Here is a 24,424-nt window from a genome sequence, read left to right on the forward strand (position 1 = left end):
GAATGCTAGCCGAACAGGTCACGCTGCGGGCCCGAACGCGCCAGGGCCTCGATGCGCTCCTGCAGCCGCCCGCGCAGCGTCCGCAGCGGGTCGGCCATGATGAAACGCGCGACCCGTTCGTTGTAGTCGGGCCAGCGCGCCAGCAGCCGGGCCAGGTTGTCGCCGTTGGGCGCCAGCCCCAAGGGGCCGAAGGAAGCGCCGCCGCGGTGCACCACATAGGCGGTCTCGCACAGCACGTTGCGCCAGCCCATGGCGGCGGCGCGCAGGCAGAAATCATTCTCCTCGCCATAGCCCTGGCCGAAGGTGGCGGCGTCGAAACCGCCCAGCTGGTCCAGGGCGGCGCGGCGCAGGAACATGCAGAAGCCGACCGCGGTCGGCAGTTCCGGGTATTGCGCCGGATGCAGGCCGGCGGCCGCTTCGGCCACCGCGTCCGGGTGCTCGGGCACGGGGTTGTCCTCGCAAAAGCGCGGGAAGGAGCAGATCTCGGCGTTGTTCGACCACGGCGTGATGGTGGCGATGCGCGGGTCGCTGGCGGCGCAGCGGGCGATCTGCTCCAGCCAGCCCGGCGTGGTGACGGTGTCGGAATTGAGCAGCACCACGTCGGCGTCGCCGGTGTCGGCGAAGGCGGCGTTGCAGTTGCCGGGGAAGCCGAGGTTGGATTCGCGCCGGAGGTAGCGCGCCGCCAGCGCGCTGCGTTCGCACCAGCCGCGGGCCAGCGGCTCGATGCGCGGGTCGGTCGAGGCGTCGTCGGCCAGCAGCACCGGGCTGGCTGCCGGCAGGGTACGGTCGAGCGAGGCCAGGCACGCGTCGAGGTCGTCGAGCGCGTTGTAGACCGGCACGACCACGGTCGGCCGCCGGCTCATGCGCCCGGCTCCAGCCAGCGGTGCGGCAGCCGCACCAGGCCGTATTCGCGCGCCTGGCCGGCGACCTCGACTTCGCGGTCGAGGGTGTCGAACAGGCGCAGGCCCTCGGGGTCGAGCGCGTGCGTGCGCAGCCGGTAACTGCCCGGCAGCAGGGTCAACGGCTCGAAACAGAGGCGGAAACGAAAGCGCCCGTCGCCCAGCGCCTCGGCCGCGATGCCGTCCATCTCGGAACTGACGCCGTAGACCGGGGTGCCGTCGGCCCGCACCCAGCCGTTGAGCATCACCGGCGCGCGGCCGTCGCGGCTGTGCAGCACCACGTCCTGCACCAGGCGGTCGCCGGCGAGCACCGTGGCCGGCCCCTGGCCGTCGCTGCCGTTGATGGCCACCGATTCGACGCTGAACTCCGGGCGCCCCGCCGGCACAGGCGCCGCGGCTTCGACCGCCTGGCGCGCCTCCTGCGCCGCGAGATAACGCTGGCTGACCTCGAACACGTCGCCCAACGCGGCCACCCGCCCCTCGTGCAGCCATATCGCGCGGCGGCACAGCTTCTGCACGTGGTACATGCTGTGCGAGACCAGCAACAGGGTCCCGCCGGTGGCCAGGTAGTCGTCGAGCCAGCGGATGCACTTGCGCTGGAAGTTCTCGTCGCCCACGGCCAGCACTTCGTCGGTGATCAGCAGCTGCGGCCGCACCGCGGCGATCACCGCGAACCCCAGCCGCACGACCATGCCGGACGAGTAGTGTTTCACCGGTTCGTCGATATAGCCGCCGATGTCGGCGAAGGCCTCGATCTCGGGCAGCCTGGCCGCCAGCGTCGAGGCGTCCAGCCCGTGCAGCGCCGCCGACAGGCGAACGTTGTCGCGGCCGCTGAGCTCGGGGTGGAAGCCCGCGCCCAGCTCCAGCAGCGCGCCGATGCTGCCGCGGGTCGAGACACTGCCGCGGCTGGGCGTCAGCACGCCGGTCAGCAGCTTGAGCAGGGTGGACTTGCCGGCGCCGTTTTCGCCGATAACCGCCAGCGACTCGCCGGGGCGCACCTCGAAGTTCACGTCCTCTAGCACGCTGACCACGCGCCGCGGCGGCCGGCCGCGCACCACGTCCCAGAGCGCGCTGATGCGGTCGCCGCGATGGCCCAGCACCGGATAGCGCTTGCCCAGGCCGGCGACCCGGACCAGCGGTTCGACGCTCACAGGAAATCCTCCAGGTGGCTGCGCGCGGCGCGGAACAAGGCGGTGGCCAGCACCAGCAGCACCCCCGCCAGCACCGCGCACAGCGCCAGCGCGGGCCAGTCCACCGGCGCTCCCTCCAGCGCATGTCGAACGCTTTCCACCGGCACCACCAGCGGGTTGAACACCAGCCAGTGCGCCGCGGCCGCCGGCAGCAGGCTGCGCTCGTACAGCACCGGGGTCAGGAAGAAGCCCAGCACCAGCAGCTGGCCCACCAGGGTGGCGATGTCGCGCAGGAACACCTGCAGCACCGCCAGCAGCCGCGCCGCCGCCAGCGCGAACATGCCGATCACCGCCAGTGCGGCCAGCGCCGCCGGCAGGCCCGCGACGTGCAGCTCGACCCCGATCAGCCGCAGCGCGACCAGCACCAGGGCGAAGCCGACCAGGTCGATCACCACGCTGGCCGTCACGCGCACGTCCGGGTACAGCCGATGCGGCACCGCGACCTTGCCGATCAGCGCGGCGTTGTCGGTGAGCGCGGTGACGCCGCGGTTGGCGGCGTTGGCGAACAGGTTCCAGGGCCACAGGCCCAGCGCGAGAAAGGCGGCGTACGGCAGGGTTCCGGCGTTCGCGCGGGCCGGCAGCAGGTGGCCGAAGACCCAGGCCAGCACCGCCAGCTGCAGCAGCGGCAGCAGCACCAGCCAGGCCACGCCCAGCACGCTGCCGCGATAGCGTTCCTCCAGCTCGCGGCGCAACAGCTCGCGGAAGACGGCGGGTACGGCCGGGCCCATGTCAGCGGGCTTCGGCTTCCGCCTTGCGCAACGGCTCGAGCGCGCGGAAGCGTTCGCCGTACTCGTCGGTGAGCTTGCGCGCTTCGGCCGGGTCGCGGATCACGCGCGGCGTGACCAGGATCACCACCTCGGTGCGCAGCGAGTTCTGGGTCTTCTTGCCGAACAGGGCGCCGATCACCGGGAGGCGGCTCAGGCCGGGCACGCCGACGCTGCCGTCGAGCGTGCTGTCGGAGATCAGGCCGGCCAGCATCACGGTCTCGCCGCTCTGGATCGCCGCCTCGGTAATCAGGTTGCGCTTGTTGATCGGCAGGTTGCCGTTGTCGTCCGGCGTGTCGCCGGGCGAGCTGACTTCCTGCTCGATCTCCATGAACACGGTGCCGTCGCGGCTGATGCGCGGGGTCACGGTCAGGATCACGCCGGTGTCCAGGTACTGCACCTGGGTGAAGGTTCCGTTGCCCGAGCCCGGGTCGCCGGCGATCGGGTTGAAGCTGGTGCTGTTGACCGGGATCTTGGTGCCGACGTCGAGCTTGGCCTCGGCGTTGTTGCGCACCACCACCGAGGGCGTCGACAGCACGCGCACGTCCGAGACGTCGTCGAGCGCGGTGATCACCGCGGCGGCGTTGCGGCCCAGGAAGGTCCAGCCCAGGCCGCCCTGGCCGGCGCTGCCGGTGATGTCGCCCCAGATGTTGCGGCCCAGCGCGCTGGGCAGCTCGGCCTCGTCCACCACCGCATTCTCGAAGAACCAGTTCACGCCGTAGCTGAGCTGGCCCTGCAGCTGCACCTCGATGATCTGCGCCTCGATGTGCACCTGCAGCGGCATCGTGTCCAGGCGCTCGATGGCGCGGCGGATCGACTCCCACTGCCCGGGCGTGGCGCGCACCAGCAGGGCGTTGGATTCTTCGACCGCGCTGATGGACACGTCGCTGCTGTTGCCCAGCGCGATGCCTTCGCCGCCCTTGCCGGCGGCGCCGGACGGGCCGGCGGCCCGGGCGGCGCTTTCGGCGCGCGCCTTCGGGTCGGCGGCGTCGGGCGCGGGCTGGTCGATGGAGCGTATCTGCACCGGCTCCAGGCCGGGCATCAGCGAGGGCGGGCCGGCGGGGCCCTCCTGGGTGCCGCCGCTGCCGCCGCCGAACACCTGGCTCAGCTGCTCGGCCAGGTCCACGGCCTTCATGTACAGGACTTCGTAGGTGTAGAGCCGCGCGCCTTCGCCGCCGCCGGCGTCCAGGCGCTCGATCCAGATCTGGGCCTCGCGCAGGTAGCGCGGCTGCGGCGTGATCACCATCACCGCGTTCTGCCCTTCCAGCGGCATGAACCGGAACATGCCCGACACCGGCGTGTTGCCGCCGTCGCCGAAGATGCCCTCGAGCGAGTCGACGATCTTGGTGGCTTCGCCCGACTGCAGCGGGAACACGCCCACCGACATGCCGGCCAGCCAGTCGACGTCGAAAATCTGCACCGTGCGCAGGTAGTTCTGCAGCTCGGCGCGGGTGCCGGCGAGGGTGATCAGGTTGCGGGCGTTGTCGACATTGACCACCGCGTTCGGGCGCGCGTACGGCTCGAGCACCTTCTTCATCTCGCTGGCCGAGATGTACTGCAGCGGCACCGCGCGCACTTCGTAGCCGCGTGCATCGGCGGCGCCGCCGGTACGCGGCGAGAGGTTGCCGGCGATGGCCTGTTCGGTCGGCAGCACGTTGTAGCGGCCGTCGGACCAGACCAGGCGGGCGTTGTTCCAGCCCAGCACCATCTCCAGCAGGCTCAGCGCCTGCGCCGCGTTGACCGGGCGCGGCGTCGCCAGCGTCACCTGGCCCTGCACGTTCGGGGCGATGACATAGTTCTGCTGCAGCAGGTCACCGAGGATGGCCTTGACCACGGCGTGCACCGGTTCGCCCTCGAAGTTGAAGGTCGCCTCGCCGGGCATGTCCAGCGACGGCGCCGGCTGCGCGGCGATGCGCTGGTCGATGACGCGGCCGGTGCCGGGCGTGAGGCTGGCGCCCGGCGTTTCGGCGGCGACCGGCGCCGCTTCGGCGGATGCCGTGTCGCTGCCGGCGGCGGGCGCCTGGGCCGGCGCGCGGCCGGCCAGCGGGTCGCCGCCGCGGCTGAGCACCGGCCGGGGCGCCGTGACGCAGCCCGACAGGAAGACCAGCAGCACGGTCGCGGCGAAGAGGCGGGGACGGAACGCTCGATTCATGCGGCTACTCTACCTGTTGGCTGTCGCGTCGCGCGTTCTCGGCGCGCATCTGGGCGCGGCGCGCCTCGATGCGGCGACGGATCGCTTCGACCTGCTGTTCCTGGGTCATCTCGGCCGCGGGCTGCGAATCCTCGGACGGCGCCGGTGCCGCGGCGACCGCTTCGGTGCCGCCCTGGGTGACGGCCCCGCCCGCGGGCTTGGGTGCGGCCGGAGCGGGCAGCGCGGCCGCAGGCGGCGGCCTCGGCGTGCCCGAGACGACGGTGGTGCCGCCGCTGCCGTCGAACACGCGCAGATCCAGCTCGCGCCGCCCCTGCGGGCCTTCGAACACGGCGCGGCGCGGCTGCAGTTCGACCAGCCGCCAACCGGTGCCGGCCACCGTTTCGCCCAGGCGCACGCGCAGGCTGGCCGGATCACCCTGGCGCTGCACGATCGCGAGTTTCACGTCGCCGGCGATCAGCACGCTGGTCAGGATCACGTCGAGCGGGGCTTCGTCGCTGCCGTCGCCGGCGTCGGTGACCGGCGGCGGACGCCGATCGGCGCTGAGCAGCGGCCGGCTGCCGACTTCCAGATAGTCCGACAGCGGACCCAGGCGCGAGTCGGTCGGGGTCAGCGACACCTGCGGCAGCGGTGGCGCCAGCGTGGCGTTCGACGGATGCAGGCCGACGCGCGCGCCGAGCCCCATGATCGCCAGCGCCAGCAGGGCCAGCGACCAGGCCGCCAATGCCGCCAGCAGGGCACCCGTCGGCCGCAGCGCACCGATCATGGCGCGGCTCCCGCGGCGGGCGAGGACTTGAGGTAGCCGTACAGGTCGAAGCTCACGTCCAGCGCGCCGCCCTCCAGGCCGGTGCCCAGGTAGCTGCGCCGCGACAGCAGGTCGAGATTGTCCACGAACAGCTGCGGGCTGCCGCTTTCCAGCGCGTGCAGCACCGCGCCCAGCTCGGCCATGCCGCAGCGCAGGCGCACCTGCACGGTGGCGCGCTCGAACGGTTCTTCGCTGCGGGTGTCGGAGGGGGTACGGGCGGTGATCTGGCAGCGCGAGGCCTGTGGGCTGGCCTGGCCGACCACCGACTCGAGCCGCTGCACGAGCGCCGCGGTGGCGAGCTGGCGGTTGGCTTCGGGCAGGAAGCCCGGGTTGCCGGCCTCGAACTCGCGGACGCGGGCCAGCTCGCGCTCGAGTTCGGGACGCTGCGCGATCTCCATGCGCAGCGCCAGTTCTTCGTCGCGCAGGCTGGCGATCTGGTCGCCCATCGCCAGCATCGGTGCGGTGAACCACCAGTGCAGCGTGACCAGGTAGACCAACGCCAGGGCCGCGGTGGCGATCGCGGCAACGCGCAGGCGCTCAGCGGCGGACGTCATCGCCGGCCTCCGGGCTGCCTTGTTCGACCACGTCGGCGGTCAGGGTGAAACGGTCGCGGCCGCTGCGCGGATCGGCCTGCACGGCGCCCGACAGCGCCGGGCCCGACAGCAGCGGCGAAGCCTGCAGCAGGCCGACCAGGGCGGGCGCGGCGCGGCTCTGGCCGACCATCACCAGCTTGCCCTCGTTCACCGCCAGCTTGTCGAGCGAGGTGTCGTCGGGAATGCGCCGGCTCAGGTCGTCGAGCAGTTCGAGCATCGTCGGCCGGCTGGCGCGGCTGGTGGCGAGGAAGTTCGCCGCCTGCGCGGATATCTGCAGCTGGTTGCGCACCTGGCGCGCCTGGCGCGCGTCGTCGGTGGCCTGGGCGACCTGGCGGCGCAGGTCCTCGAGCCGCTCGCTGCGGTTGTGCAGGGTGAGCAGCAGCGCGCCCAGGAGCGCGGCACCGGCGACCAGGGCAAGCAGGGCATTCAGGCGGCGCACCGGATCGCGTCCCTGCTCGCGGCGACCGGCCGGCAGCAGGTTCAGGCCCAGGCGACGGCCGTCGGGTTCGATCGCGTCGACGCCGGCCAGGCCCTCGGCCAGGGGACCCAACGCATGCAGCTCGGCCTCCAGACGGGCGCGCGGCAGCACCAGCAGCTCGACCTGCATCTGCTGTGTGGCGGGATCGCGCGACAGCACGCGGCCCTGGTGGCTGACCTGGTCGGCGCTGAACGGCGTCTGCCGGTCGAGTTCGAAGGCCAGCACTTCGCGCAGGCGCGGTTCGGCGGCGGTGGGCAGACTGAGGCTGCGGCGCAGGACATTGGCCGAAGGCAGCAGCAGCCAGGCCGGGATGGCCGCGTCGTCCAGCCGCTGGCGCACCGAGGCCAGCACCGACTCCTCCAGCGGCAGGCGGCCCAGCTCGCGGTCGCCGCTGCGGCCGCCGGCGATCAGGGCGATCTCGTCCTGGTGCCGCAGCAGGTAGAGGCGCTGCTGTTCGCCGACGACCCAGTCGCGCCAGCGCGCCGGCAGCAGGCCGAGCACGGTCTGCGCGGCGTCGCGCGACCATCGCGGCAGCGGGCTCGCCGCCAGGCGCAGTCTCAGGGGTTCGACCAGTGCGGAGAATCGATCGGCGGCGGGCATCAGTCAGGTTCTCCCGCCCGCCAGGCCAGCGGAGCATACAGTTGGCCGAAGCCGGTGCCGGCGCCGATGCGCAGCGTGGCGGTGACTTCGACCTGCGAGCCGTCCGGGCGGGTGGCGCGGCTGGCCACACTATACGTGCCGGACCCCACCGCGGCGAGGGTGCTGCCATCGGGCATCAGCGGGGGCGGAAGGCCGGGCCGCCAGGACTCGCGCGCCGCCACCAGCTGCGCGATCTGCGCCGGCTCCAGGCCCATCGCCTGCAGCACCGGCGGCTGCGCGAAGGCCGCTTCCGGCGAGGCGCGCGCGGTGAACACGGTGACGTAGGGCACCAGCAGCCGGTAGGTGGCCTCGTCCATGCCCAGCAGCTGCTGCAGTTCCGACAGCGTGGTGAAGGGCTGGTCCTTGGCGCCGTAAGGCAGGTCGGCGGCTGCGTAGTCGCGGTCCTCGGCGCCGCCTTCGAGCGCCAGCAGTTCGTCCGGGTCGCGCCAGTCCTGGATGGTGCCGGCCAGGACCCGGGCCCGCGACTCCTCCACACCCAGCGCCACCATCAGCGCCGCGAGACGCGTCGGGTCGGTCACGTTGAGGTCGAACTTGCCGGCCTCGTCCTGCACCCGCACCTGGATGCGGTAACCCTCGAAGGGGAATTCGTTGGCGCGCGCATCGGGCACCCAGCGCTGGCGGCTGTCCGGCGCCGACATGCGCAGCGCGGCCAGCTCGATGCCGGCGTCGGCGGCGTGCCGCGCCGCGGCCTGCACGCGCAGCGCGCTGCCCTGCAGCGCTTCGGTGCGCGCCGACAGCGCGAACACCGACACCAGGCCGGCCAGCAGCATCAGCAGCCAGAGCACCAGCAGCAGGGCGGCGCCGCGCATCGGCCGGATCACTGCTGGCCCTCCTCGGCATCGGGCGTCGGCCCGCCGAGCGCAGGCTGGATGGAGAGGCCACCGCCCAGGCGGGGCGCGGCGACCAGGCGCGGCCAGGCGGAGGCCGGATCCCGCATCCGCAGGTCCAGCCGCACCAGCCGCGGAATCGTCTCCGGCCGCTCCCAGCGCGGCAGCCAGCCGCCGAGCTGGCCCTGCTCGTCGAGCGTGCGCAGCGCGAACGCACCCTCGGCGATACCCTCGAGCAGCACCTCGGGCTCGCGCTCGGCCTCGATCGCGCCTTCCGGCGTCAGCAGCTGGTGCTCGAACTCCAGCCGCAGGCCGTCGCCGCCGGGCACCAGGCGAAAGGTCTGCAGGTAGGGACCGCCGCGGGAGAGATACCCGGGCATGGGCGCGACGAAACGCAGCAGGCGTTCGTCGGCCTCGAACACCTTCGATTCGCCGGTGCCTTCGTTGAACTCGAACGGCAGGTTCAGCGCGCCGTCGAGCTGGCGGCGCAGGAAACCCTGCACGGCGCGCAGCCGCTCCTGGCGCTGGGCCATGGCCTCGGCGCGTTCGGTGGCGCGAGTGGCGTTGACCAGGGCGCCGAAGGCCAGGGCCAACCCGGTCGCGAGCAGGGCCGTGGCCAGCAGCACCTCGATCAGGCTGAAGCCGCGCACGCGCTTCACGGCAGGGCTCCGGCCGGCGGCGTCGGCAGGCGCGCGCGCAGCGTCGCGAAGCGCAGGCTGCGCGCATAGGCGTCCTCGCCCCAGGCGATGTCGAGCTGTACGCGGTAGAGCACCGGCGCGCCGGCCATCTGCAGGCCGACCGTCTCCACCGGCGCGGTGCCGGGGTCGACGGGATCGACCGGCAGCGGATCCTCGGTCTCGCGGATCTCCATGACCCAGCGGTAGCGGCCGTCCTCGCTCTGCCCTTCCTGGCGGCCCGGTTCGATCGGCGCCAGCACGCCCAGTTCGTCCAGCACCGACTGCGCATGCAGGGTGGCTTCGCTGGCGTCGCCGGCGTCGCGAACCTGGGTCAGGCCGCCGCCGAGGATGGCGATCAGGATGCCCAGGCCCACCGCCAGCAGGGCGAAGGCCAGCATTACCTCGAGCAGGCTGAAGCCGCTCTGCGGTCGTTTCTGCCGCGGCGTCACGGCCGGCCCTCGCCGCGGCTGAGCGTGACTTCGCCCGTGAGCCAGGCCACGTCCACGCGCCAGGCGGCGTCGCCGCGCTTGAGCACGAAACGCCCGCCGGTGGCGGCGCCATCCGGGAAAAACCGCACGCTGGCGGTGCGGTCGGCGGGCTGCGCTTCGCGCGCGGTGGTGGCGACGAGCTCGAGTTCGGCGGGCAGTGCGCCCTCGCGCTGCCCCGCCGCGCTCCAGCGCCTGCCGATCACGTCCATCGAGAAGGTCTGCGGGCGGCCGGTGGCGATGGCCTGGGCGCGGGTGAAACGCAGCTGCACGGCCACCTCGCGCGCGGCGCTGCGCAGCTGCTGGCCGGGAAGCGCAGCGGTGATCACCATCGCGCCGATGCCGGCGAGCGTGGCGATCAGCACCAGCACCACCGTCAGCTCGATCAGGGAAAACCCGCGCAGGCGTTTCATCGGCGGGCTACCCGGGGTTTCAGGGCTTGCGGATGTCGGCGTCGACGCTTTCACCGCCGGCCGCGCCGTCGGCGCCCAGGCTCACCAGTTCGAAGGGGCCGTTTTCGCCGGGGCGGCGGTATTCGATCGCCGTGCCCCAGGGATCGCGCAGCTCCTCGGCCTTGGCGTAGGGGCCGAGCCAGCCCGGCAGGCCCGGCGAGGTGACCATCTGCTCGAGCGACTCGGGCAGCTTGCCGGTGTCGGAGCGGAACTGGTCGACCTTTCCGGCCAGCGTCGTCAGCTGCACGCCGGCCAGGCGCACGTTCGCCTGCGACTGGGAGTTCATCACGCGGTTGGTGACCAGGGCCAGGATGCCGCCGATCAGCACGATGACGATCATGATCTCGACGAGGCTGAAACCGCCGACGCGGCGCGGGGATTGCGGGATTCGATGCATGGGTCCGGTCCTAGATGGAGGAAGTCAGGTCGTAGATGGGCAACAGTACCGACAGCATGATCGCGCCGATGATGCCGGTCATCACCACGGTCAACAGCGGCACCAGCGCAGCCAGCAGGCGGTCGAGCGCGTTGCCGGTCTCCTGGTCGAAGGTGTCGGCGACCTTGAGCAGCATGGCGTCGAGTTCGCCCGACTCCTCGCCGACCTGGATCATCTGCACGGCCAGGCGCGGAAACACCTTCTGCCGCCCGAGTGCGTAACCGAGGCCGCTGCCGGTCTTCACCTCTTCGCTGGCCGCCTCGACCGCCTCGGCCAGCACCCGGTTCGACAGCACCGGGCGCGACAGGTTCAGCGCGTTGAGCAGGGGCACGCCGTTGCGCACCAGGGTGCCGAGCGTGCGGGTCAGCCGGGCGGTGTCGAGCTTGGCCACCAGGTCGCCGACGAAACGCCAGCCCAGCAACCGCTGGTCCAGCGCGCGGCGTGCGGACGGCTGGTTCAGCCGCCAGCCGGCCCAGGCCAGCCCGCCGGCCGTGACCGGCAGCAGCAGCCACCACCAGGCGCGCAGGAACAGGCTCACGTGCAGCACCGCCGCCGAATACCACGGGATTTCGGCATTCATCGATTCGAACAGGGCCTGGAACTGCGGCACCACCACCGCCAGCAGGAAGGTCACCGACACGAATACCAGCACCAGCAGGATCACCGGGTAGATCAGCGCGTTGACCACGCGGCCGCGCAGCGCGGCGCTGCGCTCGAGGTAGTCGGCCAGGCGGCGCAGGCTTTCCTGCAGGCTGCCGCCGGCCTCGCCGGCGCGGACCAGGTTCACGTACAGGCGCGAGAAGAGACCGTGCTGCTGCTCGAGCGCGGTCGACAGCGGCGTGCCGCCGCGCACCGATTCGCGCACGCGTTCGACCACGCGGCGGGCCTCGGCGCTGTCGGGCAGTTCGAGCAGGATGCCGAGCGCGCGGTCCAGCGGCTGGCCGGCACCGAGCAGGGTCGCCAGCTGCTGGGTGAACTGCAGCACCTGTTCGTCGCTGAACTGCTTGCGCTTGAACAGCGATCCCAAGCCTTCGCCGCCGCCGGCATCGGCGCGTCGCGCCTCGACCGGCAGGTGGCCCTGGTCCTGCAGGCGCACGATCACTTCCTCGGCGCTGGCGGCCTCCATCTGCCCGTCCAGGGTTTCGCCGGCCGCCGACAGTGCCTTGTAGCGGAACAGCGCCATCGGCCTAGGCTTCCTGCGTGACGCGCAGGACTTCCTCGATGGTGGTCAGGCCCTGCATCGCCTTGATCAGACCGTCCTCGTACATGGTGCGCATGCCGCGCGCGCGCGCCGCCTCTTCCAGCTCGCCCATGCCGGCGTGCTGCATCACCAGGCGCCGCAGGCTGTCGTCCATCACCAGGAATTCCATGATGGTGGTGCGGCCGAGGTAGCCGGTGGGCGTCAGCGCCGAGGGCTTGGGCCGGTACAGCCAGATCGTGCCTTCGGGTTGGAACTTGCGCAGGCCAAATTCTGCGATCACTTCCGGCAGCGCTTCGTACTTCTCCATGTGCGTCGGTTCGATCCGGCGCACCAGGCGCTGGGCCAGGATGCCGTTGACCGTCGAGGTGAGCAGGTAGTCCTCGACGCCCATGTCCATCATGCGGGTGATGCCGCCGGCGGCGTTGTTGGTGTGCAGCGTGGACAGCACCAGGTGGCCGGTGAGCGCGGACTGGATGGCGATGCGCGAGGTTTCCAGGTCGCGCATCTCGCCGATCATGATGATGTCGGGGTCCTGGCGCACGATGCTGCGCAGGGCGTGGGCGAAGTCCAGGCCGATCTGCGGCTTGGCCTGGATCTGGTTGATGCCCTCGATCTGGTATTCGACCGGGTCTTCGACGGTGATGATCTTCACGTCGGGCGTGTTGAGCTGGCTCAGCGCCGCGTAGAGCGTGGTGGTCTTGCCCGAGCCGGTGGGGCCGGTGACCAGCAGGATGCCGTGCGGCTGCTCGAGCACCTTCAGGAACTGGCCGAGGAATTCGTCGGTGAAGCCCAGGGCCTTGAAGTCGAGCACGACCGACTCGCGGTCGAGCAGTCGCATGACCACGCTTTCGCCGTGCGCGGTCGGCACGGTGCTGACGCGCAGGTCCAGCTCCTTGCCCTGCACGCGCACCATGATGCGGCCGTCCTGCGGCAGCCGGCGCTCGGCGATGTTGAGCTTGGCCATGATCTTGATGCGCGAGATCACCGCCGCGGTGAGGTTGGCCGGCGGCGACTCCGCCTCTTCCAGCACGCCGTCGACGCGGTAGCGCACCTTCAGCCGGCTTTCGAAGGGCTCGATGTGGATGTCGGAGGCGCGCAGTTCGACCGCGCGCTGGATCACCAGGTTGACCAGCCGGATCACCGGCGCTTCCGAGGCCAGGTCGCGCAGCTGTTCGACGTCGGCTTCGTCGCCGCTGCTCTCGTCGCCGAGGTTCTCGACGATCGCGCCCATGGCGGAGCGTCCGGAGCCGTAATAGCGCTCGATCAGGTCGGCGATCTCGGCGCGCAGGCCGACCTTCACCCGCACGCGGCGGCCGGTGGCCAGGGCCACGGCGCCGGCGGCATAGGGATCCTGCGGCTCGGCGACCAGCAGGTCGACGTGCTGTTCGTCCTCGCCCACCGGGCAGACCGACAGCTGCTTGAGGAAACGCAGCGACAGCTGCACGCCCGGCGGCGGCGCGTCGGGGCAGTCCTTGGCCGACAGCAGCGGCAAGTCCAGCACTTCGGCGGCCGCTTCGGCCATGTCGCGTTCGGACACCATGCCCAGGCGCAGCAGCAGGGCCGACAGCGAACCGCCGGCTTCGCCGTGCAGGCGCTGCGCACGGCCCAGGTCGGCGTCCTTCAGGCGGCCGCGCGCGATCAGGGCCGCGGCGATGCGTCCGTCGGCGCTTTCGATCGATTCCTGAATGGCCTCGGCCACGGGCGACTCCGTCACGGGGAGGCCGAAATTTAGCAGGTCTCGCCGTCCCGCGGGATCAGACGCCGGTGCTCCTGGAGCGCGCCGTCCAGGCCTCGAACAGGGCCTGGACGATCTGCCTCTCCCGGTCGCGCCAGTGCCGCGTGCGCAGGGCGACGCCCTCTTCCTGGGACCACTGCGGATTGCTCCGGGCGGCGACGTCGTACCAGGCCAGGGCGGCCTCCCGGTCACCCTGGGCCCACAGGCCGACAGCCACCGTATACGGGTACCAGAAGGGAAACCCGCCATGCAGTTCGCCGGCCTGCCGCCAGTACGCCAGCGCATGCGCCGGTTCGCCGCGGTTGAAGGCGCTCCAGCCCAGGGACCAGAACGCGCGCCGGCGGTTGACCGGATCGGCGTCGGTCAGCTCGAGCACGCGCAGGTAGTCGCGGTCGCCCTTGGCGGCGTCGCCACTGGCGTGCAGCAGATAACCGCGATGCACCAGCGCGAAGCTGTTGCGCGGGTCCTTGCGGATCGCGGCGTTGAGCTTGCGCCGGAAACCGGCGTCGTCGCCGGGTTTGGCCTGCAGGGCCATCGCCGCCGGGTCGGGCTCGAGATAGTGCGCATCCGGCGCCGGCAGCGGCACCGCCGCGGTGGCGGCGAGCGGCAGGAGCAGCAGCAAGGCGAGGATCCGGAACATGGCGCGGCTCAGCCGACCCAGGCGCGGGCGTTGCGGAAGATCCGCAGCCAAGGCGAATCCTCGCCCCACTCCGCCGGATGCCAGCTCATCTGCAGGGTGCGGAACACCCGCTCCGGGTGCGGCATCATCAGCGTGGCGCGGCCGTCGCGGCTGGTCAGGCCGGTGATGCCGGCCGGCGAGCCATTCGGGTTGGCCGGATAGGCTTCGGTCGGCTGGCCGTGGCCATCGACGAAACGCAGGGCGATCTTCGCCGCGGATTCGTGCTCGGGAGCGTCAAAACGCGCGTAACCCTCGCCATGCGCCACCACCACCGGAATCCGCGAACCGGCCATGCCGGCGAACAGGATCGATGGCGAGTCCTGCACCTGCACCTGGGCCAGGCGCGCTTCGTACTGCTCGCTGCGGTTGCGCAGGAAACGCGGCCAGTGTTCGGCGCCCGGCACCAGGCCCTTGAGCTGGGCCAGCATCTGGCAGCCGTTGCAGACGCCCAGGCTGAAGCTGTCGGCGCGCTCGAAGAAACGCGCGAACTGCTCGCGCAGGTCCGGCCGCTCCAGGATCGACGTCGCCCAGCCGCGGCCCGCGCCCAGCACGTCGCCGTAGCTGAAGCCGCCGCAGGCCGCCAGGCCCTTGAACGATTCCAGCGCGACGCGGCCGCTGATCAGGTCCGACATGTGCACGTCCACGGCGGTGAAGCCGGCGCGGTCGAAGGCCGCCGCCATTTCCACCTGGCCGTTGACGCCCTGCTCGCGCAGGATCGCCACGCGCGGACGCACGCCGGTGACGATGTAGGGCGCGGCGATGTCCTGCATGGGGTCGAAGGCCAGCTTCGGCGCCAGGCCGGGGTCGTTGAAGTCCAGGCGCGCGGCGCGCTCGCTGTCGGCGCCGGCGGGGTCGTCGCGCAGCGACTGGATCGCATGCGTCACCGACCACCAGGCCTCGAACAGCTCCTGCCAGCTCCACTCGGCCAGGGTTTCGCGCCCTTCGCTGATGCGCACCACCGGCGCCGTGCTCGGCTTGCCGATGCGCTGCGCGCAGTGCGTGAGGTCGTGGCGGTTGACCAGGTCGGCGAAGGCCGCGCGGTCCTCGGCGGCGATCTGCACGACCGCGCCGAGCTCTTCGTTGAACAGGGTACTGAACGGGTCGTCGCCCCAGCCGTCGAGGCTGAGCTCGAGGCCGCAGTGGCTGGCGAAGGCCATCTCGCACAACGCCGCGAACGCGCCGCCGTCTGAGCGGTCGTGGTAGGCCAGCAGCAGCCCGTCGGCGCGGGCGGCCTGGATCAGCTCGAAGAAGGCGCGCAGGCGCTGCGGTTCGTCCAGGTCCGGGCTGGCGCCGCCGAAGGCGCCGTGCACCTGCGCCAGGATCGACCCGCCCATGCGGCGCTGGCCGGCGCCCAGGCCGATCAGCCACAGCTCGGACTCGACCGCGCGGTCGAGCACCGGCACCAGGGTCTGGCCGGCATCGGCGACGCGGGCGAAGGCGCTCACGATCAGCGACACCGGCGACACCGACTTCTGCGGGCCTTCCGGCGCCTGCCACTGCGCCTGCATGGACAGCGAGTCCTTGCCGACCGGGATGCTCAGGTCGAGTTCCGGGCACAGCTCCATGCCGACCGCCTTGACGGCGTCGAACAGCAGCGCGTCTTCGCCCGGGAACGAGGCCGCGGCCATCCAGTTGGCCGAGAGTTTCACTTCCGACAGCGCCGCGACCGGCGCGGCGGCGAGGTTGGTGATCGCTTCGCCCACGGCCATGCGCGCGGACGCGGCGGCGTCGATCAGGGCCAGCGGCGTGCGTTCGCCCACGGCCATGGCTTCGCCGGCGCGGCCGTTGAAGTCGGTGAGCGTGACGGCGACGTCGGCCAGCGGCAGCTGCCACGGCCCGACCATCTGGTCGCGCGAGCACAGGCCGCCGACGCTGCGGTCGCCGATGGTGACCAGGAAGTTCTTGGCCGCCACGGTCGGGTGCGCGAGCACGCGCAGGCCGGCGTCGCGCAGCTCGAGTTTCGCCATGTCCAGGCGCGGCCAGCGCGGCGCCGGGGTGCGCTGGGTGTCGCGGTGCATCTTGGGCGACTTGCCGAACAGCACGTCCATCGGCAGGTCGATCGGCAGCGAGCCGTCCGGCGCCTTCAGCACCAGGCGCTCTTCGGCGGTGGCGTGGCCGACCACCGCGAACACCGCGCGCTCGCGCCGGCAGATCGCCTCGAAGTCGGCCACGCGGTCGGCGGCGACGCCGAGCACGTAGCGCTCCTGCGCTTCGTTCGACCACAGCTGCATCGGGCTCAGCGAGGGATCGTCGCTGGGGACCTTCGCCATCTCGATCACGCCGCCGACGTTGGAGTCGTGCAGCAGCTCGGGGATGGCGTTGGACAGGCCGCCGGCGCCGACGTCGTGCGCGGTCAGGATCGGGTTGCGTTCGCCCTGGGCGAAGCAGCGGTCGATCACTTCCTGGCAGCGGCGCTGCATCTCGGCGTTGTCGCGCTGCACCGAGGCGAAATCGAGGTCTTCCGAACTCTGGCCCGAAGCCACCGACGAAGCGGCGCCGCCGCCCAGGCCGATCAGCATCGCCGGGCCGCCCAGCACCACCACGGCGTCGCCGGGGCGCAGGTCGAGTTTCTTCACCTGGCCGCGGTCGATCGCGCCCAGGCCGCCGGCCAGCATGATCGGCTTGTCGTAGGCACGGCTCAGGCCGGGCTGGTCGGTCGGCAGCTCGAAGCTGCGGAAATAGCCGGTCAGCGCCGGACGGCCGAATTCATTGTTGAACGCGGCGGCGCCGATCGGGCCGTCGGTCATGATCTCCAGCGCCGTGGCCATGCGCGGGTTGAGCGGACGCTCGGCTTCCCACGGGCGCGGCAGCGACGGAATGCGCAGGTGCGAGACCGAGAAGCCGGTGAGGCCGGCCTTGGGCTTGCCGCCGCGGCCGGTCGCACCCTCGTCGCGGATCTCGCCGCCGGCGCCGGTGGCGGCCCCGGGGAAGGGCGAGATCGCGGTGGGATGGTTGTGCGTTTCGACCTTGATGCAGAAGGCCGAATCCATCGGCGCGCTGTGGCCGTATTCGCCGCTGGCGTCGGCGCGGAAACGCGCGCCCGGGTGGCCTTCCACCACCGCCGCGTTGTCCTTGTACGCGCTCAGGGTGAACTGCGGGGACTGGGCGTGGGTGTTCTTGATCATCTTGAACAGCGAGAGCGGCTGCGGCTCGCCGTCGATGGTCCAGTCGGCGTTGAAGATCTTGTGCCGGCAGTGTTCGGAGTTGGCCTGCGCGAACATCATCAGCTCGGCGTCGGACGGGTCGCGGCCGAGTTCGGCGTAGCGCTGCTGCAGGTAGTCGATCTCGTCCTCCGACAGCGCCAGGCCCAGGCGGGCGTTGGCGGCGGCCAGGGTCGGGAGCGCGATGCGCTCGACCTGGCCGGCGGCCGGCACCGTGAACAGGCGCGCCGCCTGCTCGCGGTCGGTCAGCAGGGACTGGGTCATCGGGTCGTGCAGCGCCCGGGCCAGCTTCGGCCAGGCGGCGTCGCCGGCGGGCGGCAGGCCGGCCAGGTCCAGACGCAGGCCGCGTTCGACGCGTTTCACCGCCAGGCCGGCGCCGCGCAGGATCTCGGTGGCCTTGCTGGCCCAGGGCGACAGCGTGCCCAGACGGGGCACCACGAAGCGGGACTGCGCCCCAGCCTCGGGCGCCTCGCGCGCGACGCAGCCTTCCAGGATGCGGCCCAGGGCCTCGAGGTCGGGCGACGCGCCGGCCTCGGGCTCGATGAAGTAGATGTGCCAGGCCCCGGTGACCCGGAGGCCGTTGGCCAGTGACTGCAGGCGGGCTTGCAAGCGGTCGCGCCGGAAGGGCGACAGGGCCGGCAGGCCCTCGAGGACGATCATGTCCGCACAATTCCGTGGGAAACGAGCGCCGTATTGTAGAGGAAGACCGGGCCCCTGGCCCGGCCCCGCCCTCAGGGCTTGGCCGCCAGCTCCTCCAGCCGGGCCAGCATATCGGCCGGGGCCACATAACCGCCGATCTGGCGCCCGTCGGCGTTGTAGATGGCCGGCGTGCCGTCCAGGCCGATCCGGCGGCCCAGGTCGTAGTCCATCGTCACCGGGTTCTTGCAGGTGCCCCGCGGCAGGGCCTGGCCAGCCTTGGCGGCGGTCAGCGCCTGACGGCGGTCGGTGGCGCACCAGACCGACACGGCCTTCTCGAAGGATTCCGAACCGATGCCCTCGCGGGGGTAGAACAGGTACTCGACGCTGATGCCGAGTCGGTTGTACTCGGCGATCTGCTCGTGCAGCTTGCGGCAGTAGCCGCAGTCGATGTCGGTGAAGACGGTGACCGTGTGCTTGGGCTGGGCCGCCGCGAACACGATGCGGCGCTCGGGGCCGACCGCGGCCAGGGCGGTCTTGCGCAGGCCCGCCTCGGCCAGCAGGGTCAGGTTCTCGCGCCGGGCGACGTCCACCAGGGCGCCCTGGATCAGATGCCGGCCGTCGTTGCTGACGTAGAGCACGCGGCCGTCGATGCCAACCTCGCTGAATCCCGCGAAGGGCGCCGGCTTGACGTAGACCGGGCGGGCGTCGGGCAGCAGGGTCGCCAGGGCCGCGCGCACGGCCGCCTCCCCGGGGGCCGCCTTGGCCGGGGCGTTCGCCGGCGTCGGTTCGGCGGCGCAGGCCGACAGGCTGGCCAGCAGGATCAGCAGCGACAGGGGGCGGCGGAGCATGCGTCGATTCCTTGGATTCAGTGCGCTTCCGACCCCGGGCGGAGCGGAAAGTTCGCGGATTCTCGCACGCGGGGCCCGGCTCATGCCCGCGGATGGTGCTGCTGGTGCAGGCGCTTGAGGCCTTCACGCGCGACCAGCGTGTAGATCTGGGTGGTCGAGAGCGAGCTGTGGCCCAGCAGCATCTGCAGGGCGCGCAGGTCGGCGCCGTGGTTGAGCAGGTGGGTGGCGAAGCTGTGGCGCAGGCCGTGCGGACTGACGCGCGCGGGGTCGATGCCGGCCGCCGCCGCCAGGCGCTTGACCACATTCCAGAACTGCTGCCGGCTCAGGGCGCCGCCGTCCCGTCCGGGGAAAAGCGCTGCCACCGCGCGGCCACCGGACAGCTGCGGCCGCGCCTGCGCCAGGTAGCGTTCGAGCCAGTGCTGCGCTTCTTCGCCCAGCGGCACCAGCCGCTCCTTGCTGCCCTTGCCCATCACCCGCAGCACGCCCTGGCGCAGGTTCACGCCGGTCGCGGGCAGGTTCACCAGTTCGCTCACGCGCAGGCCCGTCGCATACATCAGCTCGACCATGGCGCGGTCGCGCAGGCCGGCCGCCGAGTCCAGGTCGGGCGCGTTCAGCAGCGCCTCCACCTCGCTTTCGGACAGGGCCTTGGGCAGGGAGCGGCCGAGCTTGGGCAGGTCCAGCAGGGCGGTCGGATCGCTGTCGCGCAGGCCCAACCGCAGCTGCTGGCCGAAAAAGGCGCGCAGCGACGACAGCAGGCGGGCGTTGCTGCGCGCGGCATAGCCGGCGCCGGTGCGTTCGGCGAGGTAGTCGAACAGCACCTGGCGGTCGACGCCGGAAAGCCCGCGGCCCCGATTGCCCAGCCAGCGCGCCAGGCCCTCGAGGTCGCGGCGATAGCTGTCGAGCGTCAGCCGCGAGAGGCCGGACTCGGCCCAGGCGCGGTCGAGGAAACCGGCGATCGCGCGCTGGTCCTCGGCCGAGGCCGGCGGCTGCGCTTGCGCACGGGCGCGACGGTCGGCGGGACGGCTGGCGGGCATGGCCCCAGCTTAGCCTCGGCCGCCGGGCGCCGCTATGCTGTGGCGATGAATGCCCCTTCGCCCACCCCCGCGCGCCCCGCCCACCTGGGCTGGCGCCTGTTCGCCCTGGTCTACGATTTTTTCCCGGCGCTGGCGCTGTGGTTCGCGGTCGGCGGATTGCTGCTGCTGGTGCGCGGCGGCGTGCCGGTGGCGCCGGGCACGCCGGCCTCGTGGCTGGAACTGTTCCTGCTCTGGGCCGTCACCGGCGCTTATGCCCTGCTGTCGTGGCGCCGCGGCGGCCAGACCCTGGGCATGCGCCCCTGGCGCCTGAAGGTCACCGCGGCCGACGGCCAGCGCGCCGGCCTGGGCGCGCTCGCACTGCGCTACGCGGTCGCGACGCTGTCGCTGGCGGCCTTCGGCCTGGGTTTCTGGTGGTCGCTGTTCGAACGCGAACGCCGCACCTGGCACGACCTCGCCAGCGGCACCGTGCTGGTCCGGCTGATGCCCGCCCCGCCCTAGTCGCGGCGCGCGAACACGCCCCAGCACAGCCCCATCAGCGCGACCGGCGGAATCAGGTAGGCCAGGCGCGCGTCGAAGCGGTAGACGTCCGACAGGCTCACCACCAGGCGCTGCACCAGCAGGTAGGCCACACCGATGACGATGGCGATGAACAGGCGCTTGCCGAAGCCGCCCGAGCGCAGCGAACCGAAGGCGAAAGGCAGCGCCGCCAGGCACAGCACCGCCACGTTCACCGGGTAGAACCAGCGCGCCCAGTAGGCGTTTTCGAAGGCCTTGGGGTCCAGGCCGTTGCGCTGCATGTAGCTGATGTTGCGGCTGAGCTCGGCGCTGCTGAGGTATCGCGGGCGCGAGGCCGCCGCGGCCAGCGCCTGGTCGTCCAGGCCGGTTTCCCAGCGCTCTTCCGCCAGCGTCTGGCTCTGCGCCGAGCGCTCGCCGAACGTGGACCGGGTGACGTCGCGCAGCACCCAGCCGTCGCCGCGGTGTTCGGCGGTGCGCGCCTCGGCCAGCGACAGCAGTTTGCCTTCGGCGTCGAACTCGAACAGGCGCACGCCCTGCAGCTCGGTCCATTCCTGGCCATCGACCTGGCGGCGCACGCCGTCGCGGGCATTGAGGAAGACATTGCCTTCGCGCGCCCACAGGCCCGACACGCGCGCCATCACCACGTCGCCGGTCTTGGCCGCGCTGGCGACCGACTGCGCGCTCTGCTCGCCGTAGGGCGCCGCCGTCTCAGCGTTCACCACCATCAGCGCGGTGACGCCGGCCAGGGCCAGCAGCGCGCCCAGGCCGATGCGCAGCCTGGACATGCCGACGGCGCGCATCGCCGTCAGCTCCGACCGCGCGGCCAACCCGCCCAGGCCGAGCACGCAGCCGATCAGGGCCGCGGTCGGAAACAGTTCGTAGATGCGGCGCGGCACGGTGTAGGCCGAATACAGCACGGCATGGCTGAGCGTGTAGCCGCCCTCGCCGATCTCGTCGAGTTCGTTGACCAGGGCCAGGATGACGTCGAAGCCCACCAGCACCGCCCAGGCGCCGAGGGTCGCCACCAGCACGCAGCGCGACAGGTACAGGTCGACCACGCGCGGACGCAGGCTGAAGCTCATGCGGCCTCCGGGCGCGGCCGGCGCAGGCGGCCGTCGATGCGGAACAGCCAGGCGGCCAGCAGCGCCATCGGCAGCAGCAGCCACCACAGGCCCAGCCAGGCCGGGATCGCGCCGGTGCTCAGCCAGCCCTTGCCCAGGATCAGCAGCACCATGGCATTGATGTAGATCAGCAGCGCCGCGAGGATGCGGCCGTAGCGCGCCTGCCGGGCCTCGCCGCGCCCCAGCGGCAGCGCGAGGAACCCCAGGGTGAGGGCCAGCAGCGGCGTCGCCAGTCGCCAGTTGAATTCGGCGCGCGCGGGTGCATCCGTCTGCGCCATCAGGGCCAGGGTGCCGCGGGCCTCGAGCTCGTTGCTTTCGGCTTCGATCTCGCGGTCGGGTACGCGCAGCTCATTCTCGGCGAAGCGCATCAGGCGGAAATCCTTGCCGGTCGGCACGCCTTCGACGCGGAAGCCGTCGCGCAGGCGCAGGAAGCGGCCGGTGTCGCCCTCGAAGAAAAGCTCGCCCTCGGTGGCGGTGATCACGTCCAGGCGGCCGTCGCGCTCGGACTGCACGAACATCCTGCCGAACTGGGTGCCATCGCTGCTGAGTTCACCGACATAGAGGATGCCGCCGCGGCCGGGCAGCTCCATGAAACGCCCGGCCTCGAGCCCGGCGACCAGGAAGGAGCGGTTGGCGGTCTCGATCATGTCGCGCGCCAGGCGCGCGCCGTAGGGCGCCGCCCACAGCGAGGTCGCCGCCACCACCCCCACCACCGGCAGGGTAACCAGCAGCAGCGGCCGCCACAGCCTCTGCGGACCCAGGCCCACCGAGGACAGCACGGCCATCTCGCTCTCGCCGTACAGGCGGCCGATCGCCAGCAACAGGCCCACGAACAGGGCCAGCGGCAGCAGGATCGGCAGCACCTGGATCGAGCGCAGGCCGAGTTGCGACAGCAGCAGGGCGGCCGGGACCTTGCCGCGGGCGATCTCGGACATCAGGTCCACGAGCAGGCCGCCCAGGCCCACCAGCAGCAGCACCGCGGCCACGGCCAGGACACTGGCGGCGAACTGGCGCAACAGGTATCGCTCGATCAGAAGCATGCGGTTGCGCGGCCTGGTGGGAGTGGGCTTGCTAGAATCGTCCGGGTCAACGCGGCCGTCCGCCCCTCTGCTGGCGGCGCCGACCCCGAATCCCCCCTGATTGTACGGAATCACGACCCATGGCCCTCGAACTCCGCCTGAACCGCACCGACCCCGCTACCGCCGATGCCGACTGCATCGTCGTCGGCCTCTTCGCCGACGGCAGCCTGCCGGCATCGGCCCAGGCCCTGGACCGGGCCAGCGGCGGCCGCCTGGCGGCGCTGGCGCAGCGCGGCGACGTGTCCGGCAAGACCGGCCGCACCGCACTCATCCCCGACCTGGCCGGCGTGAAGGCGCCGCGTGTGCTGGTCGTGGGCCTGGGTGATGCCGGCAAGTTCGCCGTGCCGCAGTACCTCAAGGCCGTGGCTGACGCCGTGCGCGCGCTCAAGACCGGTCCGGCCCGCCACGCCCTGCTGACGCTGACGGAACTGGCCGTGCCCGGCCGCGACATCGGCTGGAACCTGCGCCAGGCCGCGATCGCCGCCGACCACGCCGCCTACAGCTACACCGCCACCCGCAGCCGCAAGAACGGCGAAGACGGCGTGCAGGCCCTTACCCTGCTGGGCGACGTCGGCGAACGCAGCGCCTTCGACCAGGGCGTCGCCATCGCCGCCGGCGTGGAGCTGGCGCGCGAGCTGGGCAACCTGCCGCCCAACATCTGCAATCCGGCCTATCTGGCCGAAACCGCGCGCAAGATCGCCGCCGAGCATGCCGACGTCAGCGTGGAAGTGCTCGAACGCGCGGACATGGAGAAGCTGGGCATGGGCTCGCTGCTGGCGGTCGCCCGCGGTTCGGCCAATGCGCCCAAGCTCATCGTGCTGCGCTACACCGGCGCCGGTGCGGCCAGGCCGCATGCGCTGGTCGGCAAGGGCATCACCTTCGACACCGGCGGCATCAACCTCAAGGTGCAGGGCGGCATCGAGGAGATGAAGTTCGACATGTGCGGCGCCGCCACCGTCATCGGCAGCTTCGCCGCGGTGGCGAAGATGAAGCTTCCGCTCAACCTGGTCACCGTGGTGCCCGCGGTCGAGAACATGCCCGACGCCGACGCCTACCGGCCCAGCGACATCCTGACCTCGATGTCCGGCAAGACCATCGAAGTTGGCAATACCGATGCCGAAGGCCGCCTGATCCTCTGCGACGCGCTGACCTACGTGCAGCGCTTCGAGCCGCAGGCCACCGTCGACGTGGCCACTCTCACCGGCGCCTGCGTGGTGGCGCTGGGCAAGTTCGCCTCGGGCCTGATGAGCAAGCACGACGACCTGGCCGACGAGCTGCTGGCCGCCGGCGAGACCGTGTTCGACCGCGCCTGGCGCCTGCCGCTGTGGGACGAGTACCAGACCCAGCTCGAGTCCGCCTTCGCCGACGTCTACAACATCGGCGGCAAGAACGCCGGTGCGATCACCGCCGGCTGCTTCCTGGCCCGCTTCACCGAAGGCCAGCGCTGGGCGCACCTGGACATCGCCGGCGTCAGCAATGGCGAGGGCCGCAAAGGCCTGGCCAGCGGCCGCCCGGTCGGCCTGCTGACCCAGTGGCTGATCGACCAGGCGGGCTGATGCCACGCGCCGACTTCTACCTGATCGGCAAACCGCGCTTCCGCGAGCAGCCGCTGCTGCTGGTGTGCGAGCTGGCGCGCAAGGCCAGCGACGCCGGCCTGCCGATGCTGGTGCTGTGCGCCTCGACCGCCCAGGCCGAGGCGCTGGACGACCTGCTGTGGTCCTTCGACCCGGACGCCTACGTGCCGCATCAGATCGTCGGCGCCGACGAGGACGAGGACGAAGTGCCGGTGCTGATCGCCGCGCCCGAACACGACGCCGCCCTGCGTCCGCTGGTGCTGAACCTGCGCGACGCCGCCGTGCCCGACGGCTTCGAACGCGTGCTGGAAGTGGTGCCCGCCGACGAATCGGCGCGCGGCCCGCTGCGCGAGCGCTGGAAGCAGTACCAGGCGCGCGGCGTGGAGCTCGGCAAACACGACATGTGACCCAGGGGAGTCGAC

At 71.9% G+C, this 24,424-nt stretch carries 23 protein-coding genes; 3 read left to right on the forward strand and 20 right to left on the reverse strand.

Annotated elements, in window-relative coordinates; translation table 11 throughout:
• Positions 1 to 5: 5 nt before the first annotated feature.
• The 18 genes from E1B00_RS07310 to xerD all read right to left on the reverse strand — a co-directional run bounded on the left by E1B00_RS07310 (position 6) and on the right by xerD (position 19,712).
• Complete coding sequence (locus tag E1B00_RS07310) at positions 6 to 863, reverse strand: glycosyltransferase family 2 protein (protein ID WP_139447098.1); 858 nt, start codon at positions 861 to 863, stop codon at positions 6 to 8.
• Complete coding sequence (locus E1B00_RS07315; RefSeq protein WP_139447100.1) at positions 860 to 2,050, reverse strand: ABC transporter ATP-binding protein; 1,191 nt, start codon at positions 2,048 to 2,050, stop codon at positions 860 to 862. The genes E1B00_RS07310 and E1B00_RS07315 overlap by 4 nt, the downstream gene beginning before the upstream one ends.
• Positions 2,047 to 2,817: an ABC transporter permease gene (locus tag E1B00_RS07320; protein WP_139447102.1), complete on the reverse strand. Its 771-nt coding sequence runs from the start codon at positions 2,815 to 2,817 to the stop codon at positions 2,047 to 2,049. Before E1B00_RS07320 ends, E1B00_RS07315 begins: the two co-directional genes overlap by 4 nt.
• 1 nt (position 2,818) lies before the next feature.
• Positions 2,819 to 5,005: a type II secretion system secretin GspD gene (gene gspD, locus E1B00_RS07325; RefSeq protein ID WP_139447104.1), complete on the reverse strand. Its 2,187-nt coding sequence runs from the start codon at positions 5,003 to 5,005 to the stop codon at positions 2,819 to 2,821.
• A gap of 4 nt (positions 5,006 to 5,009) precedes the next feature.
• Complete coding sequence (locus tag E1B00_RS07330; RefSeq protein WP_139447107.1) at positions 5,010 to 5,768, reverse strand: hypothetical protein; 759 nt, start codon at positions 5,766 to 5,768, stop codon at positions 5,010 to 5,012.
• Positions 5,765 to 6,361: a type II secretion system protein GspM gene (gene gspM / locus E1B00_RS07335; protein WP_139447110.1), complete on the reverse strand. Its 597-nt coding sequence runs from the start codon at positions 6,359 to 6,361 to the stop codon at positions 5,765 to 5,767. The genes E1B00_RS07330 and gspM overlap by 4 nt, the downstream gene beginning before the upstream one ends.
• Positions 6,345 to 7,478 (reverse strand): PilN domain-containing protein, encoded by a 1,134-nt coding sequence (locus tag E1B00_RS07340; RefSeq protein WP_139447112.1) that lies wholly within the window; start codon positions 7,476 to 7,478, stop codon positions 6,345 to 6,347. Before E1B00_RS07340 ends, gspM begins: the two co-directional genes overlap by 17 nt.
• Entirely contained in the window at positions 7,478 to 8,359 is an 882-nt protein-coding gene (locus E1B00_RS07345) for a type II secretion system minor pseudopilin (RefSeq protein ID WP_139447114.1), read from the reverse strand. The genes E1B00_RS07340 and E1B00_RS07345 overlap by 1 nt, the downstream gene beginning before the upstream one ends.
• Complete coding sequence (locus E1B00_RS15570) at positions 8,356 to 9,024, reverse strand: prepilin-type N-terminal cleavage/methylation domain-containing protein (protein ID WP_176693149.1); 669 nt, start codon at positions 9,022 to 9,024, stop codon at positions 8,356 to 8,358. Before E1B00_RS15570 ends, E1B00_RS07345 begins: the two co-directional genes overlap by 4 nt.
• Entirely contained in the window at positions 9,021 to 9,491 is a 471-nt protein-coding gene (locus tag E1B00_RS15575) for a type IV pilus modification PilV family protein (RefSeq protein WP_176693150.1), read from the reverse strand. Before E1B00_RS15575 ends, E1B00_RS15570 begins: the two co-directional genes overlap by 4 nt.
• Positions 9,488 to 9,940 (reverse strand): type II secretion system protein XpsH, encoded by a 453-nt coding sequence (gene xpsH / locus E1B00_RS07355; protein ID WP_139447118.1) that lies wholly within the window; start codon positions 9,938 to 9,940, stop codon positions 9,488 to 9,490. The genes E1B00_RS15575 and xpsH overlap by 4 nt, the downstream gene beginning before the upstream one ends.
• Before the next feature lie 19 nt (positions 9,941 to 9,959).
• Positions 9,960 to 10,376 carry a type II secretion system major pseudopilin GspG gene (gene gspG / locus E1B00_RS07360; protein ID WP_139447120.1) on the reverse strand — a complete coding sequence of 139 codons (417 nt, stop codon included), beginning with the start codon at positions 10,374 to 10,376 and terminating at the stop codon, positions 9,960 to 9,962.
• 10 nt (positions 10,377 to 10,386) lie between these two features.
• On the reverse strand, positions 10,387 to 11,598 hold the full coding sequence (locus E1B00_RS07365) for a type II secretion system F family protein (protein WP_139447122.1): 1,212 nt from the start codon (positions 11,596 to 11,598) through the stop codon (positions 10,387 to 10,389).
• 4 nt (positions 11,599 to 11,602) lie between these two features.
• Positions 11,603 to 13,315, reverse strand: coding sequence for a type II secretion system ATPase GspE (gene gspE, locus E1B00_RS07370; protein ID WP_246048512.1), 1,713 nt, complete (start codon positions 13,313 to 13,315; stop codon positions 11,603 to 11,605).
• 55 nt (positions 13,316 to 13,370) lie between these two features.
• The gene (locus E1B00_RS15785) at positions 13,371 to 13,991 is read right to left on the reverse strand and encodes a tetratricopeptide repeat protein (protein ID WP_246048515.1); all 621 of its coding nucleotides are present in this window, start codon (positions 13,989 to 13,991) and stop codon (positions 13,371 to 13,373) included.
• Between the two features lie 8 nt (positions 13,992 to 13,999).
• On the reverse strand, positions 14,000 to 17,851 hold the full coding sequence (purL, locus tag E1B00_RS07375; RefSeq protein ID WP_139447126.1) for a phosphoribosylformylglycinamidine synthase: 3,852 nt from the start codon (positions 17,849 to 17,851) through the stop codon (positions 14,000 to 14,002).
• A gap of 71 nt (positions 17,852 to 17,922) precedes the next feature.
• Entirely contained in the window at positions 17,923 to 18,678 is a 756-nt protein-coding gene (locus E1B00_RS07380; protein ID WP_139447128.1) for a thioredoxin fold domain-containing protein, read from the reverse strand.
• 80 nt (positions 18,679 to 18,758) lie between these two features.
• Positions 18,759 to 19,712: a site-specific tyrosine recombinase XerD gene (gene xerD / locus E1B00_RS07385; RefSeq protein WP_139447130.1), complete on the reverse strand. Its 954-nt coding sequence runs from the start codon at positions 19,710 to 19,712 to the stop codon at positions 18,759 to 18,761.
• 45 nt (positions 19,713 to 19,757) lie between these two features.
• On the opposite strand from xerD, the gene E1B00_RS07390 reads away from it, so the two are divergent.
• The gene (locus tag E1B00_RS07390) at positions 19,758 to 20,210 is read left to right on the forward strand and encodes an RDD family protein (protein WP_139447132.1); all 453 of its coding nucleotides are present in this window, start codon (positions 19,758 to 19,760) and stop codon (positions 20,208 to 20,210) included.
• Here the strand turns inward: E1B00_RS07390 and lptG are convergent.
• Both lptG and lptF read right to left on the reverse strand, forming a co-directional pair.
• Positions 20,207 to 21,310: an LPS export ABC transporter permease LptG gene (gene lptG, locus E1B00_RS07395; protein WP_139447134.1), complete on the reverse strand. Its 1,104-nt coding sequence runs from the start codon at positions 21,308 to 21,310 to the stop codon at positions 20,207 to 20,209. The two genes, E1B00_RS07390 and lptG, sit on opposite strands and share 4 nt — an antisense overlap.
• Entirely contained in the window at positions 21,307 to 22,389 is a 1,083-nt protein-coding gene (gene lptF / locus E1B00_RS07400) for an LPS export ABC transporter permease LptF (RefSeq protein ID WP_139447137.1), read from the reverse strand. Before lptF ends, lptG begins: the two co-directional genes overlap by 4 nt.
• A 119-nt stretch (positions 22,390 to 22,508) precedes the next feature.
• Here lptF and E1B00_RS07405 point away from each other — a divergent pair, with 119 nt between their 5' ends.
• A complete protein-coding gene (locus E1B00_RS07405; RefSeq protein ID WP_139447138.1) occupies positions 22,509 to 23,984 on the forward strand; it encodes a leucyl aminopeptidase in 1,476 nt (491 codons plus the stop codon).
• Positions 23,984 to 24,409 (forward strand): DNA polymerase III subunit chi, encoded by a 426-nt coding sequence (locus tag E1B00_RS07410; protein WP_139447140.1) that lies wholly within the window; start codon positions 23,984 to 23,986, stop codon positions 24,407 to 24,409. Before E1B00_RS07405 ends, E1B00_RS07410 begins: the two co-directional genes overlap by 1 nt.
• Positions 24,410 to 24,424 lie beyond the last annotated feature (15 nt).

The sequence above is a fragment of the Arenimonas terrae genome (assembly GCF_006265115.1).
Lineage (GTDB): Bacteria > Pseudomonadota > Gammaproteobacteria > Xanthomonadales > Xanthomonadaceae > Arenimonas > Arenimonas terrae.